Genomic DNA, 17042 nt, shown 5'->3' with positions numbered 1-17042 from the left:
GTGGTGATCTAGACCAGTGTTTGGTGCCAGTGTTACCAGCACAATCTCTCTGCTCCCTTCTCCCCTTGTGGGAGAAGGGTTGGGGATGAGGGGTGACCACATAGGCTTTCTCGGCCCGGCGAGAGCCGCATCTCCCGTTTCGGGATGTCGGCCTGTCCAATCCTGCATTCTGCGGTGATCTTAAGCGGGATCAAGGCGGGGGGCGCCCGGTCTCGCTAGAGTGACGGGCATTTCTCGTCCGCCTTCAGACCAGACCCATGCAGGATCATACCCAGACTAACCGCCTCGAGCTGCTGGCTCCGGCCAAGAACCTCGCCTACGGCATCGAGGCTATCAACCATGGCGCCGATGCCGTCTACATGGGCGGCCCCGCGTTCGGCGCCCGTAGCGCCGCGGGCAACACCCTCGAGGATATAGAGGCGCTGGCGCGCCATGCCCACCGCTTCGGTGCCCAGCTGTTTATCGCCTTCAACACCCTGCTGCACGACCACGAGCTGGAGCAGGCCCAACGCCTCGCCCACCAGATTTATGAGGCCGGCGCCGACGCGCTGATCGTGCAGGACATGGGCCTGCTGGCGCTCGACCTCCCCCCCATAGCGCTGCATGCCAGCACCCAGACCGACAACCGCACGCCGGAGAAGGTGAAGTTCCTGCAGGATGTGGGCTTCTCCCAGGTGGTGCTGGCCCGCGAGTTGTCCCTCGAGCAGATCCGCGCCATCAGCGCCCAGACCAATGTGCAGCTGGAGTTCTTCATCCACGGCGCGCTCTGCGTCTCCTACAGCGGCCAGTGCAACATCAGCTATGCCCGCACCGGCCGCAGCGCGAACCGCGGCGAGTGCGCCCAACTCTGCCGGCTGCCCTGCTCGCTGCAGAAGCCGGATGGGGAGGTGCTGGTGGCGGACAGTCACCTGCTCTCCCTCAAAGACATGGATCAGAGCACGAACCTGGAGGCGCTGATCGAGGCGGGTATCCGCTCCTTCAAGATCGAGGGGCGGCTCAAGGGGCTGGATTACGTGAAGAACGTCACCGCCTGGTATCGCCAGCGGCTCGACGCCATCCTGGATAAACGCCCGGATCTGGTGGCCGCCTCCGCCGGGCGTTGCAGCTACAGCTTCGTGCCGGATCCGAAGAAGAGCTTCAATCGCGGTTCGACGGACTACTTCCTGCACGAGCGCAAGGCCGATATCGGCTCCCCCAGGAGCCCGAAATACCTGGGGGAACCCCTCGGTCGGGTCAGCAAGATCAGCCGGGAGGGGATAGAGATAGATGGGCATCAGGTGACGCTGAATAACGGCGACGGCCTCGGCTTCTTCAAGCCGAACGACGAGCTGGTGGGGATGCGGTTGAACAAGGTAGAAGGTAAGCAGTTACTGCTCTCCGAGCCGGTGTCCGGGCTCAAGCTGGGCACCACCATCTACCGCAACCACGACAGCGCGTTCAGCAAGCTGCTCTCGACCGCGAGTGCCGAGCGCCGCATCCGGGTCGATCTGCGGCTATCCGAGTGCGAGCAAGGCTTGCGGCTGGATCTCGCGGACGAGCAGGGCATAAGCGCCTGCGTGACCCTCGCCTGTGACAAACAGCCGGCCGACAACCCGGCGCGGGCGTTGCAGCAGGCGCGGGATCAGCTTGGCAAACTCGGCAACACCCTGTTTGTGGCGCGCCAGATCGAGTTGGTATTCACTTCGTCGCTGTTTATTGCGGCGTCCATGCTCAACGGTCTGCGGCGGGACGGCATAGCCGCTCTAGAGGCGGCCCGTCTGGCCGCCTACCGGCGACCCGAGCGGCTCATCCCTCTGCGCGACGCCACCTATCCCCAGCACCGGCTCTCCTACCTTGGCAACGTGCTCAACGGCGCCGCCGAGCAGTTCTTCCGCGAGCACGGGGTGGGGCGCATCGCCCCCGCCTATGAGGCGAACAAGGAGGAGGGCGAGGTGGTGCTGATGATCACCAAGCACTGCATCCGTTACAGCCAGAACCTCTGTCACAAGCAGGTGCCGGGTCTCAAACCCGAACCGCTCGAGCTGAAGATGGGCAAGGACCTGTTCCGCCTGCGCTTCGACTGCCACCGCTGCGAGATGCAGGTGATGGGCAGCCTCAAGCGCTAATGGCCTATGCTGGGGCCAGACGGGGCGTGTCACGGGGCCGGATTCGATGGCAGTATAAGGGAGGCTCCAGAGGGGCGGCCCGCTTGATCCTGGCACTCTGACCTAGCGGTGGGATGACGGATAGCCCTCGACGGGCAATCAAGTCGCGCCGTGGCGACGCCGATTTTTCCGACAAAGGGAGTTGTGATGGAAATCAAGAACCTGCCGTTTTGCACGACCCGCTGGGCCGAGATAGCGCCGACCGAGCATCGGGGGGAAACCGGCGTCGCTCGCTGGCATACCCAGCGCTTTGGCGAACTGCGGGTGCGGATGGTGGAGTATTCCGCCGGCTATCTGGCGGATCACTGGTGCAGCAAGGGCCATGTGCTGCTGTGCATCGAGGGGGAACTGCACACCGAGTTGCAGGATGGCCGCGTCTTCACCCTGACGGCGGGCATGAGCTATCAGGTGGCCGACGACGCCGAGCCTCATAGATCCTTCACCGAGCAGGGCGCCAGGCTGTTTATAGTCGACTGAGCCCTTCACCTTCTGCCGCTTGCCACTGAGGCCAACCACCATGCTTGAACTCAGACCCAACTGTGAATGCTGTGACAAGGATCTGCCCGCCGGCAGCGAGGAGGCCTATATCTGCTCCTTCGAGTGCACCTTCTGCGCCGATTGCTGCGAGCACCATCTGCATCATCTCTGCCCCAACTGCGGCGGCGAGCTGGTAAGACGCCCCCGTCGCCCCGCGGCGAAACTGGCGAACAACCCTGCCTCCCTCAAGCGGGTGTTCAATCCGGCGCTGAGAAACCGGCCCTGAGCAACAAAGCCCGATAACACCGCGGCTACTGGGCCGCCATTTCTCAATCCTCAAGTGCGCTGCGGCCATGGTCTGAGGCGCCGGCCCATCATGGTGCTTTACCTTCTCCCGGCGGTAGCCTCTATCAAGGATCCTCGACCAGAGGAGAGTGCGAGATGGCGGAGCGATTCGAAGGGGCGGGGGCGCTGGAATATGACGGGCGCATCCCCCTGCTGGTGCCCGGTTATGAGCTGCTGCATCGGCTCAGCGCGGCCCAGCTGATGACGAGGCTGGGCCCCGGAGGCAGGGTGCTGCTGGTGGGGGTGGGCACAGGCAGCGAGCTGCTGCTCCTGGGTCGGCTCTGCCCTCACTGGCAGTTTGTCGCCCAAGATATCTCGGCGGACATGCTGGCCCAGGCCAGATGGCGCGCCGAGCAGGCGGGCATGGGCGCCAGGGTGCAGTGGTGGCAGGGGGAGCTGCCGGCCGTTGGGCTGGGGTGTGATGGCGCGCTCTGTCTGCTGGTGCTGCACTTCCTGGCGCACGGCGCCAAGGCCGGGTTGCTGGCCGCCATCGCCCGTCAGCTCACACCCGGGGCGCCGCTGCTGCTGGCGGATCTGATGGCGGCGCAAGACCCGTCCGAGCGGGCCGTCATGGGGCTGCAGGCGCGCCTCGCCGGCTTGCCGGCCGCGGCCAGCGAGCAGATGGTGTTGCGTCTCGCGGACGATTTTATCCCGCTGGATGAGGCGCAAACCCAGGGGTTGCTGCGGGAGGCGGGGTTTACGGCGGGGCGGCGTTACTTTCAGGCGCTCGGCTTTCACGGCTGGCTGGCCGAGCGGATGCCACTCTAAGGGGCAATCTGGTCGGCAGTCGGGGCGGCCCCTGTCTGAGGGGCACGCCCTGTCGTCTCCTGAGCGGCGTCGCAGAGGGCGCCCGCTCAGGTCACACGCTTATTTTTCCATCACCACGTTCCAGGGGCCATCCGCCTGGATAAAGAACACCGCCTCCTCGCTGCCTTCCACCTTGGCGACATGGGGAACCTTGTCGGTCAGGGCAAAATAGGCGCCGGGACCGAGCTGGTACTCCTTGCCCGCCACCGTCAGGGTGATGGCGCCCGACACCAGCGTCACATAGTGATCCGCATCATGATGATGATTCGGCGTCACCAGCCCCACCGGATATTTCAGGAAGAACCGGCTCTCCCCCTTCGTCATGTCACCCGACACCGGGGCGGCGGCGATGCCGTTGCCCATGTCCTTCCACTTGAGATCGGCCTTGCTCATCACCACGGTCGACTCGCCGGCGGCCCAGACGGGGGCGCCGACCAGCAGCAGTGCCGATAGCGAGAGGACGACTGCATGCATGAATTTCATCTGCTCTCTCCTTTGTCAGTAGAAAAGTCTGTTCGATGCGTGGCGAGGCGATCCCTCGACCCCGCCTCTCAATCATAGAGTCTGGGGGCACGGTGAAAGGGGGGGTGAAGGGGGCTGTGACGGGATGGACAAGATGGCGCGGCGGGTCTGTCTGTGCCGGTGGGCGAGTGCCCACCGGTGGGTTCGGTCGCAACCTGGGTGAGTTGCTGACGACACACTATGGCTTGGCGTACTGATCGGCGCTGAGCACCTCGATGCCAACGAAGGGTTCTTCCCCCTCGACCCAGGCGTCGTGCCCCGGCGGAATGGTGTAGGACTCGCCGGCGCTGATGGTCTTGAGGGTGCCGTCCGTCAGGCGGACCGAGATCGATCCCGAGACGGCGTAACCCACGTGCGAGAGCTGGCATTGGTCCGTCTTGACGACGGGTTTGATGCATTCGGACCAGCGCCAACCGGGGGCAAAGTTGAACCGCCCTATGGTGTAGCCATCGAGTTTAACGACCTCGACCCGGGTCTTGTCGGGTGAGCGCACCTCGTCGGGGGTGCCGTGGGACCTCACCTGGAATTGAGTGACGGTGACTGGAGTGGACATGTTTCCTCCTCGTTTCAAACGGATCGCAGCCGATGGCCGCGACCGGATCACCAGGAACACGCCGTGATCTCGACAGTCAACAAGTTGGCAACGCGCAGCGTCATTCCGGTATTCGAAGTATTCGCCCAAACTCGCGTCGGCGCAGCGCTTTGATGCCCGCCGCGGCCAAGTATTCACCCCCTGCGCGGCGCTTCCGGCACCTGGTTTTTTACCCCTTTGCCCGCGGCCTCGGCATAACTCCTTGGCCTTCAATGCCTTGTCTCGTGGGGGCGGGCGGCCTGTCGTTGGGCTGTACATGCTGGATGGGCAAACGGCCAGGGGCCGGATGGCCCCTGAGAGTGGCGGAGAAAGCCCGAGGATCAGATCGGGATCCCCTCGAGGCGCAGCAGCGCCTGCTTGATGGGCAGGCCCCCCGCATAGCCGGTCAGGCTGCCGTTCTGGCCGATCACGCGATGGCAGGGCACGATGATCGATAGCGGGTTGCGGCCGTTCGCGGCGCCGACGGCGCGGCTCGCACTCGGCTTGCCGATGGCGTGCGCTATCTCGCCGTAGCTGCGCGTTTCGCCATAGGGGATGTCGCACAGCGTCTGCCACACGCTGCGCTGAAACGCCGTGCCCTGGGCCGCGAGCGGCAGCGTGAAGCGTTGCAGCTCGCCGGCGAAGTAGGCCCTGAACTGTGCAAGATAAGGCGCCAGCGCCTCGCTGTCTCGCCGCCAGCCGGCTTGATCCGGCAGCGTGCGCAGGCCGTCCACGAAGTCCACGTGGCGCAGGCCGTGCTCGTCGATGGCGACCAGCAGCTGGCCGCAGGCGGTATCCAGCAAATCGTAACAGATCATGATGTCATCTCCTCAGGTTGTTCATTGTCCGGTGTGCCGAGCAGCGCGGGCTGCTCGCTCATGGCGTGCCACAACCAGCTCGCGGCGTAGGCGCGCCAGGGCTGCCAGCACGCGCTGCGCGCCATGACCTCCCTGACCGGTAATTTGGTGCCGCCCCCGAGCGCCTTCTGCAGCACGAGATCGGCGGCGGGGAAGGCGTCCGGATCCTGCCCGGTGCGCAGCCGCCAGTACGAAACCGTCCAGGGGCCTATGCCCGGCAGCGCGAGCAGTGCCTCGTCGCTCGCGGTGGCGAGGGTGATCTCCCCGCTCGCGAGCGCGGCGGCCAGCGCCTGCAGCGTGCGGATGCGGCTGCCCGGCATGCCGATGCCGTCCAGCGTGAGCGCGCACAGTTGCGCCGGAGTCGGCAGCGCGGTCACGCCAAATTGCGCCTCGGTGCGCGCCACCAGCCGCCCCATGATGGTGATGGCGCCCTTGACCGACACCTGCTGACCGACGATGGCGCGCAGCATCACCTCGTATTCGTCCCAGCCCCCCGGCAGCCGCACGCCGGGCCAGCGCCCTTGCAGCAGTGCGAGCAGCGGATCTTCTGCGAGTCTTGCGCCTATGCGCACCATGTCAGCGTCGAGATCCCACATGCGCCGCACGCGATACAGCAGATCCGGCAGCGCGCTCGGCGGCAGGTCTCGCAGCGTCAGCCGCAGGCTGTGGCCCTTACCCGGCTCGATGCGGATCCACCCCTCCCGCTCGCCGATCCGGTGACGACGCTCATACGCATCGCCCTCGACGCGCTCCAGCCCCGGAATCGCGCGCAGCCGATAGAACGCGAGCATGGCCTGCACATCGAACGGCGGGCGATACGGCAGTTGCAATGTGAGGCTCGCCGGCGGCGTGTCCGTCGCCATATCGTCAGCCGCCGTCCCCTCGCGCTGGCGCAAGGCACCTTCATGTTGGCGCAATGCGCGGGGTGCCAGGCCATAGGCCTGTTGCCACGCATCGTTGAAGCGTCGGATGCTCGCGAAGCCCGCCGCAAACGCGATGTCGGTGATCGGCAGCGCGGTCTCCGTCAACAGCCGCTTCGCGAGCAGCAGGCGGCGCGTCTGCTCCACCTGCTTTGGCGACGCGCCGAGGTGTTGCTCGAACTGGCGCCGCAGCGTGCGCTCGGTGATGCCGGCCTGCGCCGCGAGTTCGCCGAGCGAATGCTCGCCGAGCTCACCGCGTTCGATGCGGCTCAACATGCGCGCGAGCAGCGGCGGCAGATCCCCACCCTGCGACGGCGCTAACTCGGGCCGGCAGCGCAGGCAGGGGCGCAGCCCGTGTTGCTCCGCCGCCGCCGCGAAGCGGAAGTACTGCACGTTGTGCTCGTGCGGCGCCCGAGCCGGGCAGATAGGCCGGCAATAGATGCCGGTGGACAGCACGCCGGTGAAGAAGCGGCCGTCGAAGCGCGCATCCCGGGCGAGCCGGGCGGCGTGGCACTGCTCGCGGGTGAGGCCGGGGATGATCTCGTCCTGATGGGGCTCGGTCGGTGGCAACGGGTTCATGGCATGGGGCTCGGCACTGGATACATGTTTCGAGAGTAAGGGGGAGGGGGCGGCCTGACTAGCCAGAAACGGACAGGGATTAAAATAAAATTTCATCGGGATCTGCGGGCGGGAGAGCGCAGACGGTGAGGTGAAAACGGTCGAGTCAGGCGGCCAAATATGCGAATCTGCTGCAGACCCCCTCAAGAAGGATGACCCCATGCCAGGACCCGCCCGCGCCGGTGCCCTGATCTACGCCAAGGATCTCGGACGGCTGACCCACTTCTACCGCACCCTGCTGCAGATGGAGATCCTCAGCCAGGATGAAGGTTTCGTGGTGCTGGAGAATCGCGACATCCAGCTGTTGCTGCACGCGATTCCTGACGCCATCGCCAGCGGCATCCAGATCGCGGTGCCGCCGCGGCTGCGGGAGGAGGGCGCCATCAAGCCGTTCTTCACGGTGTCGAGCCTCGCCTGGGCCGAGGCGAAGGCCGCGGATCTCGGAGGCGGTCTGCTGCCGCAACAGTGGTCGGCGCCGGGCTTCGTGCTGCGCAATGCGTTTGATCCCGAGGGCAACATCCTGCAGCTGCGCGAGTCGCTCACCGCCCCCGATCCGCTGTGACGGGCGACAACCAATAGAAACGGGGCAGCCTTGGCTGCCCCGTTTCGTCCTGCGGCTTGCTGGCCGTTACTTCAGATAACGCTGCTCCAGGTGCTTGCGCAGCCACTGCGGATCCAGCGCCGTGCCGGTCGCGCGGCGCACCAGCTCATCCGTATTGTGCTGGCTGCCCTGGGACCAGATGTGGCGGCCGAGCCAGCCGAAGATCTCCGGCAGCCGGCCCGCCGCGATCAGCTCGCCCATGTCACCCAGATCTCTCTCGAGTGCGAAGCGCTGCTGCGCCGCATACATGGCGCCGAGCGTGTAGCTCGGGAAGTAGCCGAACGAGCCGTCCGTCCAGTGGATGTCCTGCATGCAGCCGTTCTGGTAGTTGCCCTTGGTGGACAGGCCGAGCCACTGCTGCATCTTCGCATCCCACAGCTCGGGGATGTCCGCGACCTCGATGCGCCCCTCGATGAGGCCGCGCTCCAGCTCGTAGCGCAGGATCACGTGCGCCGGGTAGGTCACCTCGTCCGCATCGACGCGGATAAGACCCGGCTCGACGCGGTTGTACAGCCGCGCCAGGTTCGCCGGTGCCAACGCCGGCTGCTCGCCGAAGTGCTGACGGATGTGCGGCGCCAGCAGCGCCAGGAACGCGGGATGGTGGCCGAGCTGCATCTCGCAGAACAGGCTCTGGCTCTCGTGAATGCCCATGGAGCGCGCCTCGGCGACCGGCTGGCCGAGCAGGTTGCGCGGCAGGCCCTGCTCGTAACGCGCGTGGCCCGTCTCGTGCACTATGCCCATCAGGCTGGAGACGAACTCCTGCTCGTTGTAGCGCGTGGTGATGCGCACATCCGTCGGCACGCCGCCGCAGAACGGGTGGCTGCTGACGTCGAGCCGGCCGTGCGCGAAGTCAAAGCCGAGCAGCCCCATCACCTGCTGGCCGAGCGCCTGCTGGGTGGCGACGGGGAAGGGGCCCTGCGGGATCAGCAAGGTGTCACGCTTCTGTTGCTCGCTCACCTGTTGGATCAGGCTGGGCAGCCAGCCGGTGAGATCGCCGAAGATCTGATCCAGCCGCTCGCTCGTCATACCGGGCTCGTACAGCGCCAGCATGGCGTCGTAGGGGCGCACCCCGAGCGCCGCGGCGCGAAGGCGTGCCACCTCCCGCGACAGCTTCACCACCTCCTCGAGATTCGGGGCGAAGCCGGCCCAGTCGTTGTGCTTGCGCTGGCTGCGCCAGGCGTGCTCGCACTTGCTGCCGGCGAGCGACAAAGCCTCGACCAGGTCACTCGGTAGCAGGCTCGCATCCTGCCAGTGGCGCTTGATCTCCCGCAGGTTCGCCTGCTGGGTGGCGTCAAGCGGCTCGCTCTCGGCCCGCGCTATCCAGTCGCCGAGTTCGGGGGCGGTGCGTTTCTGGTGGATCAGCACACCGAGCTCGGCCATGGCCTCGGCGCGCGCCTCGTTGCCGCCTTCCGGCATCATGGCGGCCCGATCCCAGCCGCAGATGGCGCTGAGATGGGAGAGCCGATGCAGCTGTTGCTGATGTTGTTCAAGCTTTTGGTATGACATGGAATTGTCCTTGTTATCGTCCCTGAGAGTATGCACCCCGTACCTGGCATGATCGGGGCCGTTCGATGCTAACACTGCCATCGCGCGTTTTACCACCCTGGCCGAGGATGCCTGACCAGATGACAGGTGCTGGCTAGCCGAGGCGCTGCTGGTGACGTTCGCGGTTCTGTGCCTGCTTGCGCTCGCTCTTTCTGAGCAGGACGTAGAGCGCGCCGCTGCCGCCGTGACGGCACTCGGCGCTGTGGATGGCCATCACCGCCGGCAGTTGCGGCAGCCAGGCGCTGACATGGGCGCGGGCTGCTGCGCTCCCCCTTGCCGTGCAGGATCAGCAGGCAGCGGATGTCGCGCAGCTCGCAATCCAGGAGGAACTGCACCAGTGCCTGGCGCGCCTCGCTCAGCGTCTTCTGGTGCAGATTCAGGCAGCCTTGCAGCTCGTATTTGCCGAGTCGCAGCTTCTTGTAGACGCCCTCCTGCACCCCGTCGCGCTTGAAGCCGATGAGGTCGTGGGGATCGAGCATGGGGACAGCCTCCATGCCGAGGCTATCCAGAGTGAGCCGCTCGGCGCTGGCGGCCTGGCGGCGCGCGAGCTGTGCCTCGGTCGGGGTGGGGTTGCCCGCTGGGGGCCTGAGGTGGTCGCTACACAGTGGCCGCACGTCGGCCACTTCCTGCAGGAGCAGTGAGCGTTCGTCGTCATGGGACACGGCAGGCCCTCCGCATGAGAATGAGGGCGCATTATAGCGAGCCTTGATCGTGCTTAGAATGGCGGGCCGGGCGAGACGGGCTCGCTGGGATCATTGCGCCTCGGTGGGCGGGGCTTTGTGCGCATCACCTCGTATGGCGGGCCGGCACCTCGTTTGGCATGGCTTGCCCGCAAGCGGCGGATCCGTTTCGCCTGCCGGTTTATTGTTCCTCGGTGGGCGGCTTGGCGTGCATCACCTTGTAGATGAAGTAGGCCGCGTAGGCGCTGATCAGCAGGAAGGTGCCGATAATCACCAGCATGGACATCAGTCCCACGCTGTTGCCAAACATCAGGTTGAGCCAAAACTCCATCTCGTTCACTCCTGTCATCCTTCGATGACAGGCATGATAGATACCTCTTTGGGAGGGAGGAGATGATCTCGATCAAGTCCCTTGCTGGTTATTTAACCGCCGACAGGTTCTGTGAGCGGCCTCGCAGTTGCGGCCGCAGCCGTGCTGAGTCCAGCCCCCGTGGCAGTCATGCCGCCAGGATCACTGGGCCGCCGGCGCGGTCGCAACCCTGCCCGGCTCGGTGAGCGCCGTGATGCGCCAGCCCTGCTGCTCCAGCAGCGCGAGCAGGCCCTGCTCGCCGTAAAGATGCAGCGCCCCTACCACGATGAAGCTCTCGTTCGGCAGGGTGGACCACTTGGCCAGCCAGTTGCGGTTGCGCTCCGCCAGCAGGGTCTGCTCCAGCCAGGCCTGCAGCTTGGGGGGCGCCATCTCCTCTTTCAACAGGTTGATCAGGGTGGCTTGATCGCCGCTCTGCCATGCCGTCATCACCGCATCGAAGCCGCTCTTGAGCTCGGGCAACTCATCCAGGGTGCTCTCCAACATCAGGGTCTGATTGTCGCCGACGCTGGCGAGGTAGCCGAGCTGCTCGAGCAGCGTCTCGAAGCCGACGATGGGCTTGCCGCTCTCGCTCGCCCGCTTGGCGAAGTGCTGATCCACCCCGAATTCACCGCGATAGCCGGTGCGCTCCAGCGCCGCCTGGGTCAGGGTGATGGCCGCAAACCAGGGTCGCAGCGGTGCCAGCATGGTCTCGGTCAGCCCGTTCTGGCCGGCGGCGATCAGGGTGCGTCTATACAGCTCGGGCGGCACATGATCCTTGAGCGTCTTGCCGTCCACCAGTCGGGTGATGGAGCCCATCTCCTGCCACTGCTCCTGGCTGATGTTGGTCATGTTGACCTCCATCACCAGGGCGCGGCTCTGCTGCCAGGCCCGCTCGACGGGCTCGGGCAGGGGGTAGAGCGAGGGCTTGCCCGCATGAATGGAGCCCAGCAACCAGTGCTGCTCGTTGCCCTTGCTGATGCGATAGAAGGCCGGATCCGCGAAGGCTTGCAGCGGCAGCAGCAGGCACAGCAGGAAGGAGAACAGCGTACGATGAAATCTCATGGGACACCTTATGTGAGGGGATGGCTTCTCTTCAAAGCAATAAGCCCTATGATAAGTCCTCATTTGTCACAGCCAAGAGGTTTCCCATGCCCCACCTTCGTTTTCGGGCAGTTTCTGTCGACACCCTGCAGCAGATAAGCCGCCCCTTGCTGGCGGATCTCTGCGCCCTGACCGGCGGCAAGCCGGAGTTTGTCACCCTGGAGTGCGTCGACAGCATCCGGGTACGCGACGGCGAGCGCGAGGTGGGTTCTCCGTTCGTGGAGCTGGTCTGGTTCGAGCGCCCGCAGGAGCTGCAGGATGCCGCCGCGGCGCTCATCACCCGCCATCTGAAGGCGGTGCTGGGGGAGCAGACCTATGTGGTGGTGCAGGTGCTGCCGATCGTCAAGAGCCACTACTACAGCGATGGCCAGCACTATTGAGGAAGAGGGTAAACCAGGTCGGCGCTTCGGCGCTTCGGGGCCGCGACGCGGCCCGGCTTGCTGGATGCCCATGGCCGCTCACGGGATCACACCGACTTGCCGAGGATCCGGTCAAGCCAGCGGCTCGGCAGCAGGCGGCGCAGCACAGTAAACAGCTTGGTCGGCAGGGTGACAGGGTAGCGATGCTTCGGGCGCTTGTTCTGCAGCGCATGCAGCAGCGGTGGTATGCAGGCCTCGCTCGACAGGGTGAAGCCGCTGGTGGCCCCCTCCTTCTCCAGCCGGGTCAGGGTCTGGCGATAGGCGCCCTGATGGCGGCTCTGGGCCGGGTCTATGTGGCGCACGAAGGCGTCGCGGGCATTGGCCCGAAAACGGGTGTCGATGGGGCCTGGCTCGATCAGGCTGATGTGCACGCCGCTGCCCTCGAGTTCTAGGCGCAGGGTGTCGGTGTAGCCTTCCAGCGCGAACTTGCTGGCGTTGTAGGCGCCGCGATACTTCATGGCCACCAGGCCGAGTACCGAGCTGTTCTGCACTATGCGTCCCTCACCAACGGCCAGCATGGCCGGCAGCACCTGACGAATGAGATGGTGCCAGCCAAACAGGTTGGTGTCGAACTGGGCGCGCAGCGCCTCGGTGGGCAGGTCTTCCAGCGCGCCGGGCTGGCCGTAGGCGCCGTTGTTGAACAGCCCGTACAGGCGACCCCCGGCCAGTGCCAGTGCCTCTGCCGCCCCCCGCTCTATGCTGGCGGTGTCCGCCAGATCCAGCTGCACCGCCAGCAGGCCCTGCTGCCGCAGCTGTGCCACATCCTCGGCCTTGCGGGCGGAGGCGATCACGGTGAAGCCGTGGGCACCGAGCGCCTTGGCGGCGGCGAGGCCGATGCCGCTGGAGCAGCCGGTGATAAGCACGAAGGGGTGGGGCATTGGGGTCATCCTGATTGGCGGCCAGCAGATGGCCGAAGCGGGCATGGTAGCCTGAGCGCCACCAAAAACAAAACCGGGCCATGTGGCCCGGTTTGCTGGCAGAACATCGTCCTGATTACAGGATGGTGAACGGCATGATGATGTGGAACTTGACGTCATGCTCGGAGCTGAACATGTTCGGGTAGTACCAGCTGCCCTTGTCGTCCTGTTCGTTGTTGTAATCGGTGTAGTGCAGCTTGAACAGCGTGCCCTTCAGCTTGCCATCCTGCACCGTGTACATGACGTCGAAGTTGAAGGCCCACTCTTTGCCCGGCTCGAGGGTACCATCGCCGTTGTTGGCATCCCAACCGTAGGCACCGGAGACACCGGCGGCCCAGCCTGGAGCACCGACCAGATCATCCAGCGTGCGGCTGGTGCCGAAGAACACGGCCTTCTCTTCGTTATGGTTCCAATCTGAGCGGGAATCCCACCAGATCTCGTTCGCACCCTGGGAGTTGCCGTAGCCGCGGGTCAGACGGGGCAGGTAGTTGCCCAGATCCCCTTCGGCCTTGGTGTACAGCCCTTCCAGGCGGAAGGAGTAAGGACCGGCGCCCCAGCTGGCGGTCATGGCTTGTTGCCAGGCCAGGCCGTCATAGTCTTCGTTCTCGGTGTCGGAACCGTAGAACTGGTAGCTGGTGTTCAGGCCACCCAGTACGTCAAACTTGTGGGCCAGCTTGAAGTGGTAGCTGTCCATGTAGCCTTCGGCCTGACCGAAGGAGCCGGTGACGGCGGTGCCATTGTCGAAGGTGTAGCGGGCCGCCAGACCGTGGATGTAGTCGATCTGGTTCTCATCGGAGAAGGGATCGCTGGCATAGGGGTTGCTCTTGGAGAAGCCGGCGGTGTTCTTGAACCAGGGCGCCTTGTATTCGTCGGCGATGGCGTAGGTCAGGTAGAGCTTGCCGAAGTTACCCTCGATCTGGCCACCACGGTAGGTACCGGGTTGATAGGACCAGTTGACGCCGATCACACCCGGCACATACAGCTGGGTGTAACCGCCTTTGGCCGTCACGGCGCCATCCATGAACTTGAGTTTCAGGGCGGCGGTGGAGAGGCTGAAGCCATTCTCGGGAACACCGTCACCACCTGAACCCCACTGGTCGCCCCAGAAGGAGAATTCGTTCTCTTCGTTGACCGGGTTGCTCTCGTCAACGGCCAGGTCATAGGCACCGAAACCGCCCACATCCAGACCCACCATGTCCCAGGCATAACCGGAGTTGTAGTTCAGGGCGGCTTGGGTGGTGGCATGGCTCAGGTTGGAGTGGTACTTGCCATCCTGACCGGGACCGGCTTGTACGCGGTCACGCTCACGCTGGAAGTAGAACAGGCCGCCGGTCAGCTTGCCTTCATCGAGGAAGGCCTCGTAGGATTTGCCGTATTCCGGGCTCATCATGTCCTGGGCGGCCAATGCCATTCCGGGGGCGAGCAGCGCCGTAACCACAGCGGCACTCAACGCGGCGCGCTTGAAGATCACTTTTTCCATTTTGTATTGCTCCTGATTTTATGGACTTAGCTTTTTTGTCCGGCAGTCAGGCAAAGGCCCGCCGCTCGGTAATGGCATTGCAATCAAAACCCCGTAGGGCAAAAAAGAAATACTTGTCTATGTGTGCCGCCATTCCCGGGTGCCTTGGCGCCTCTCGGTGAAGGGCAGTCTGTTCTTTACAGTCTTTATTTTTTGAGTACCGACCCTTGGCGATCGGACACCACCAAGAGTACGTTCGCGGTGCGAAATATCAATGTAAAGTTCCCCCGAAGTTTCAAAAATATGACCGAGTGCAAATAATCATGATTCTTGGTGTGGGCACTCCCAGCCCTCTCATGGCGGCGATGACAGCGTTATCACGCGGGATTCCCCGTTGTCGTGCTCGGATCTCGCGCTGAAGGCAGAACTTTCTTTGTTAACCTGGTGGTAACAGATAATTTTGTGTCACAAAAAAAGATATGCCGAACGTCGGGGGCGAGAGAAGGTGATCGAAGGGTGTCGTTATGCGCCCATTTGCGAGGGGATCGGATCGGGCTCGGATGGGAGGTGCGGGCTGGGCTTGGACATGGGCGAGCAAGCCTGCTGCAAGGGGGAGCGCAGGCCCGAGCCGCACGGGGCGCGGCTCGGGTTGGCGCCTTAAATCAGGTCTGGATGGATGTGGCTGGCCGGGCCTATGCCGGGATAGACCCAAACCCTGATGACCCGATCAAGCCTGACCCAGGATGCGGGGGATCTGCTGGGCCTGGTGGTGAATGTGTTGCGACACCTGCACCGAGAGCTGGCTGCCCTGGCGGGCGTGCTGGCTGATGCGGCCGATCAGGGTGGCGAAGCTGGCCAGCCGGTGCTCCTGGCTCCTGGCGTTGCTGGCCCCCTGCAGGGCGATGACGGCGGTGCTGCGCGCCATCTCCCGCACCGTCTGGGTGGTCTGGCGCAGCTGCTCGGCCTGCTGGCGCTGGCCGCTGGCCTCGCTGGTGATGCGGCTCAGCACGGTCGCGAGCTGATCCCCCGCCTGGGTGAGGCGAGCCAGGATCTCGGTGATCTGGCCGAGGGAGCGCTGGGTGTCGGCCGACAGGTGGCGAACCTCGTCGGCGACCACCGCGAAACCGCGTCCCTGCTCGCCGGCGCGGGCCGCCTCGATGGCGGCATTGAGCGCCAGCAGGTTGGTCTGCTGGGCGATGTGGCCGATGACATCGACGATGGCGGTCACGTCGTCCACCGAGCGCTTGAGCTGCACCAGGGCGCCACTGCTCTCGTCGATGGCGAGGCCGGTCTGGGCGGTGGCGGCCAGCATGCCCCCCACCAGCCGCTCGCTCTGGCTCATGGAGTGTTCGTTGTGCTGGGCGTGCTGCGCTATCTCGGCGGCCACCAGGTGTACCTCGCTGGCGAGCTGGTTCAGCTCGTTCATCATGCTGTCGCTCTCGTCCACCACCTGCTCCGTGGTGCGGGTGCTGTGATGGATCTCCTGCACCTGATCCACCATCTCCTGCAGGCTCAGGGAGACGCTCGACAGCTGGATCGCCTTCTGTTGCTGATCCTGCTGCAGGCGCAGGATCAGGCGGTTGTAGCTCGCGACTATGTCCCCCAGCTCGTTGCGCTCGCGCCCCGCCGGCAGCAGCTGTGCCTCGCCGGTGGCATCGAGTTGCAGGAAGGCGCCGCGCAGCTGCAACAGGGGCCTGACCAGCCAGCGCCGTTGCACCAGCGCAAACAGCAGGGCCACCCCTACCAGGCAGAGCGCCAGGGAGCCGAGGATGGTGGCGAGCTCCCGGTTCACATCCTGACGGGCGGCGGCGAGCCGCTCCCCCATCTGGCTGCCGGCCTGCAGCAACTGATCTATGTCCTGCTGCACCCTCTGGCGGGCAGCCTGTTGCTGCTGCAGCGCCTTGCGGCTGTTGTCCAGCTCCTGCGGGTAGCGCTTGAGCAGGGAGACCAGCTCGCGGCGCGGCTGCTCGCCAAGCTCATGGCGCACCGGCTCCCCCAGGCTGAAGTCGTCGGCCGGCGCCTCCTCAAACAGCCCGAGCGGCGGCAGCCTGGTCAGGCTGTCCGCCTGTTTTTGCAGGGCGGCCAGCTCGAACTGCAATCCGGTCAGCAGCGTGGGACTGGCCTGCGCCATGTAGTTCTGGCGCAGGTGGGCCAGTCCCGGCAGGCTCGCCAGTATGTCGGCCGCTCCCTGGCGGTATCGATCGGCGCTGGCAGGATCCGCCCCAGCCGCGCCCTGCTGGCCATAGCGCAGCAGGGCCTTGGCGTGGGCGGTCAGCTCGTTCTCGGCATTTTGCAGCAGCCACTCGCGGTTGCCGGAGAGCTTGCCCGCCGCCAGGTAATCGCCGTCGATGCGTGTGCCCATCCGCTCGAGCAGGGCGCGCAGCGGGGTGCTCGGTGACGCCTCCTGCCGCGCCAGCTGGCCGAGTGCCTGCTTGCGGATCCCCTGGGCTTCGGCCAGGCGCAGCGGATCGCCGCTGTCGAGGTAGTCGCGCAACTTGCCCTGCAGCGGGCCGGTCAGTTGTTGCTGCAGGCGCTCGTGCTGTCGCTGGGCTTGCTCGGTCTGCTGGAGTCGCTGCCAACCATGAAACAGGGCGGCGGCTTGCACGCCGGCGACCAGCAGCAGAACGAGGGAGGAGAGGGTGGCGTAATGGGCTATTTTCACATCAGATTCCTGCTTGAACCACGCGATGGGCTGGAGCTTAAGCAGGAG

General features: G+C 65.1%; 16 protein-coding genes and 1 pseudogene. 6 read left to right on the top strand and 11 right to left on the bottom strand.

Annotation, left to right across the window (positions count from 1 at the left end):
• Positions 1–257: 257 nt before the first annotated feature.
• From EL255_RS16625 to EL255_RS16610, 4 genes are all read left to right on the top strand, one after another.
• The gene (locus EL255_RS16625; RefSeq protein ID WP_042654172.1) at positions 258–2105 is read left to right on the top strand and encodes a peptidase U32 family protein; all 1848 of its coding nucleotides are present in this window, start codon (positions 258–260) and stop codon (positions 2103–2105) included.
• A gap of 186 nt (positions 2106–2291) precedes the next feature.
• On the top strand, positions 2292–2621 hold the full coding sequence (locus tag EL255_RS16620; protein ID WP_042654171.1) for a DHCW motif cupin fold protein: 330 nt from the start codon (positions 2292–2294) through the stop codon (positions 2619–2621).
• A 40-nt stretch (positions 2622–2661) separates the two neighbouring features.
• Positions 2662–2907: a DUF1272 domain-containing protein gene (locus EL255_RS16615; protein WP_042654170.1), complete on the top strand. Its 246-nt coding sequence runs from the start codon at positions 2662–2664 to the stop codon at positions 2905–2907.
• A 155-nt stretch (positions 2908–3062) separates the two neighbouring features.
• Entirely contained in the window at positions 3063–3734 is a 672-nt protein-coding gene (locus tag EL255_RS16610; protein WP_042654169.1) for a class I SAM-dependent methyltransferase, read from the top strand.
• Between the two features lie 99 nt (positions 3735–3833).
• On the opposite strand, the gene EL255_RS16605 is transcribed toward EL255_RS16610, so the two are convergent.
• The 4 genes from EL255_RS16605 to EL255_RS16590 all read right to left on the bottom strand — a co-directional run bounded on the left by EL255_RS16605 (position 3834) and on the right by EL255_RS16590 (position 7222).
• Positions 3834–4256 (bottom strand): cupin domain-containing protein, encoded by a 423-nt coding sequence (locus tag EL255_RS16605; protein ID WP_042654168.1) that lies wholly within the window; start codon positions 4254–4256, stop codon positions 3834–3836.
• 217 nt (positions 4257–4473) lie between these two features.
• Positions 4474–4848 (bottom strand): cupin domain-containing protein, encoded by a 375-nt coding sequence (locus EL255_RS16600; RefSeq protein WP_042654167.1) that lies wholly within the window; start codon positions 4846–4848, stop codon positions 4474–4476.
• A 359-nt stretch (positions 4849–5207) separates the two neighbouring features.
• Positions 5208–5684, bottom strand: coding sequence for a methylated-DNA--[protein]-cysteine S-methyltransferase (locus EL255_RS16595; RefSeq protein ID WP_042654166.1), 477 nt, complete (start codon positions 5682–5684; stop codon positions 5208–5210).
• Entirely contained in the window at positions 5681–7222 is a 1542-nt protein-coding gene (locus EL255_RS16590) for an AlkA N-terminal domain-containing protein (RefSeq protein ID WP_042654165.1), read from the bottom strand. The genes EL255_RS16595 and EL255_RS16590 overlap by 4 nt, the downstream gene beginning before the upstream one ends.
• Positions 7223–7421: 199 nt before the next feature.
• On the opposite strand from EL255_RS16590, the gene EL255_RS16585 reads away from it, so the two are divergent.
• Positions 7422–7823, top strand: coding sequence for a VOC family protein (locus EL255_RS16585; RefSeq protein WP_042654164.1), 402 nt, complete (start codon positions 7422–7424; stop codon positions 7821–7823).
• 66 nt (positions 7824–7889) lie between these two features.
• Here EL255_RS16585 and EL255_RS16580 read toward each other — a convergent pair whose 3' ends face one another.
• From EL255_RS16580 to EL255_RS16565, 4 genes and pseudogenes are all read right to left on the bottom strand, one after another.
• The gene (locus tag EL255_RS16580) at positions 7890–9368 is read right to left on the bottom strand and encodes a carboxypeptidase M32 (RefSeq protein WP_042654163.1); all 1479 of its coding nucleotides are present in this window, start codon (positions 9366–9368) and stop codon (positions 7890–7892) included.
• Between the two features lie 133 nt (positions 9369–9501).
• Positions 9502–10069 (bottom strand): annotated as a pseudogene (gene smrA, locus EL255_RS16575) (DNA endonuclease SmrA).
• Between the two features lie 199 nt (positions 10070–10268).
• On the bottom strand, positions 10269–10418 hold the full coding sequence (locus EL255_RS16570) for a DUF3149 domain-containing protein (protein ID WP_084228384.1): 150 nt from the start codon (positions 10416–10418) through the stop codon (positions 10269–10271).
• Positions 10419–10598: 180 nt separating this feature from the next.
• On the bottom strand, positions 10599–11498 hold the full coding sequence (locus EL255_RS16565) for a TraB/GumN family protein (protein WP_042654162.1): 900 nt from the start codon (positions 11496–11498) through the stop codon (positions 10599–10601).
• Between the two features lie 86 nt (positions 11499–11584).
• Here EL255_RS16565 and EL255_RS16560 point away from each other — a divergent pair, with 86 nt between their 5' ends.
• Positions 11585–11917 (top strand): DUF1904 family protein, encoded by a 333-nt coding sequence (locus EL255_RS16560; protein WP_042654161.1) that lies wholly within the window; start codon positions 11585–11587, stop codon positions 11915–11917.
• 86 nt (positions 11918–12003) lie between these two features.
• Here EL255_RS16560 and EL255_RS16555 read toward each other — a convergent pair whose 3' ends face one another.
• From EL255_RS16555 to EL255_RS16545, 3 genes are all read right to left on the bottom strand, one after another.
• Entirely contained in the window at positions 12004–12834 is an 831-nt protein-coding gene (locus tag EL255_RS16555) for an SDR family oxidoreductase (protein ID WP_042654160.1), read from the bottom strand.
• 115 nt (positions 12835–12949) lie between these two features.
• The gene (locus EL255_RS16550; protein ID WP_042654159.1) at positions 12950–14353 is read right to left on the bottom strand and encodes an OprD family outer membrane porin; all 1404 of its coding nucleotides are present in this window, start codon (positions 14351–14353) and stop codon (positions 12950–12952) included.
• A 706-nt stretch (positions 14354–15059) separates the two neighbouring features.
• Positions 15060–16994, bottom strand: coding sequence for a methyl-accepting chemotaxis protein (locus EL255_RS16545; RefSeq protein WP_042654158.1), 1935 nt, complete (start codon positions 16992–16994; stop codon positions 15060–15062).
• Positions 16995–17042 lie beyond the last annotated feature (48 nt).

Source organism: Aeromonas encheleia (genome assembly GCF_900637545.1).
Classification (GTDB): domain Bacteria; phylum Pseudomonadota; class Gammaproteobacteria; order Enterobacterales; family Aeromonadaceae; genus Aeromonas; species Aeromonas encheleia.
The sequence above is the reverse complement of the archived record's forward strand: the minus strand, read 5'-3'. Positions and strand labels throughout refer to the sequence as shown.

What these genes read in the sequence shown, in the direction of transcription:
- EL255_RS16625 (WP_042654172.1), top strand. Translation starts at nt 258, where the DNA reads ATGCAGGATCATACCCAGACTAACCGCCTCGAGCTGCTGGCTCCGGCC.
- EL255_RS16560 (WP_042654161.1), top strand. Translation starts at nt 11,585, where the DNA reads ATGCCCCACCTTCGTTTTCGGGCAGTTTCTGTCGACACCCTGCAGCAG.
- EL255_RS16590 (WP_042654165.1), bottom strand. Translation starts at nt 7,222, where the DNA reads ATGAACCCGTTGCCACCGACCGAGCCCCATCAGGACGAGATCATCCCC.
- EL255_RS16570 (WP_084228384.1), bottom strand. Translation starts at nt 10,418, where the DNA reads ATGGAGTTTTGGCTCAACCTGATGTTTGGCAACAGCGTGGGACTGATG.
- EL255_RS16580 (WP_042654163.1), bottom strand. Translation starts at nt 9,368, where the DNA reads ATGTCATACCAAAAGCTTGAACAACATCAGCAACAGCTGCATCGGCTC.
- EL255_RS16565 (WP_042654162.1), bottom strand. Translation starts at nt 11,498, where the DNA reads ATGAGATTTCATCGTACGCTGTTCTCCTTCCTGCTGTGCCTGCTGCTG.
- EL255_RS16610 (WP_042654169.1), top strand. Translation starts at nt 3,063, where the DNA reads ATGGCGGAGCGATTCGAAGGGGCGGGGGCGCTGGAATATGACGGGCGC.
- EL255_RS16620 (WP_042654171.1), top strand. Translation starts at nt 2,292, where the DNA reads ATGGAAATCAAGAACCTGCCGTTTTGCACGACCCGCTGGGCCGAGATA.
- EL255_RS16595 (WP_042654166.1), bottom strand. Translation starts at nt 5,684, where the DNA reads ATGATCTGTTACGATTTGCTGGATACCGCCTGCGGCCAGCTGCTGGTC.
- EL255_RS16555 (WP_042654160.1), bottom strand. Translation starts at nt 12,834, where the DNA reads ATGCCCCACCCCTTCGTGCTTATCACCGGCTGCTCCAGCGGCATCGGC.
- EL255_RS16600 (WP_042654167.1), bottom strand. Translation starts at nt 4,848, where the DNA reads ATGTCCACTCCAGTCACCGTCACTCAATTCCAGGTGAGGTCCCACGGC.
- EL255_RS16550 (WP_042654159.1), bottom strand. Translation starts at nt 14,353, where the DNA reads ATGGAAAAAGTGATCTTCAAGCGCGCCGCGTTGAGTGCCGCTGTGGTT.
- EL255_RS16605 (WP_042654168.1), bottom strand. Translation starts at nt 4,256, where the DNA reads ATGAAATTCATGCATGCAGTCGTCCTCTCGCTATCGGCACTGCTGCTG.
- EL255_RS16615 (WP_042654170.1), top strand. Translation starts at nt 2,662, where the DNA reads ATGCTTGAACTCAGACCCAACTGTGAATGCTGTGACAAGGATCTGCCC.
- EL255_RS16585 (WP_042654164.1), top strand. Translation starts at nt 7,422, where the DNA reads ATGCCAGGACCCGCCCGCGCCGGTGCCCTGATCTACGCCAAGGATCTC.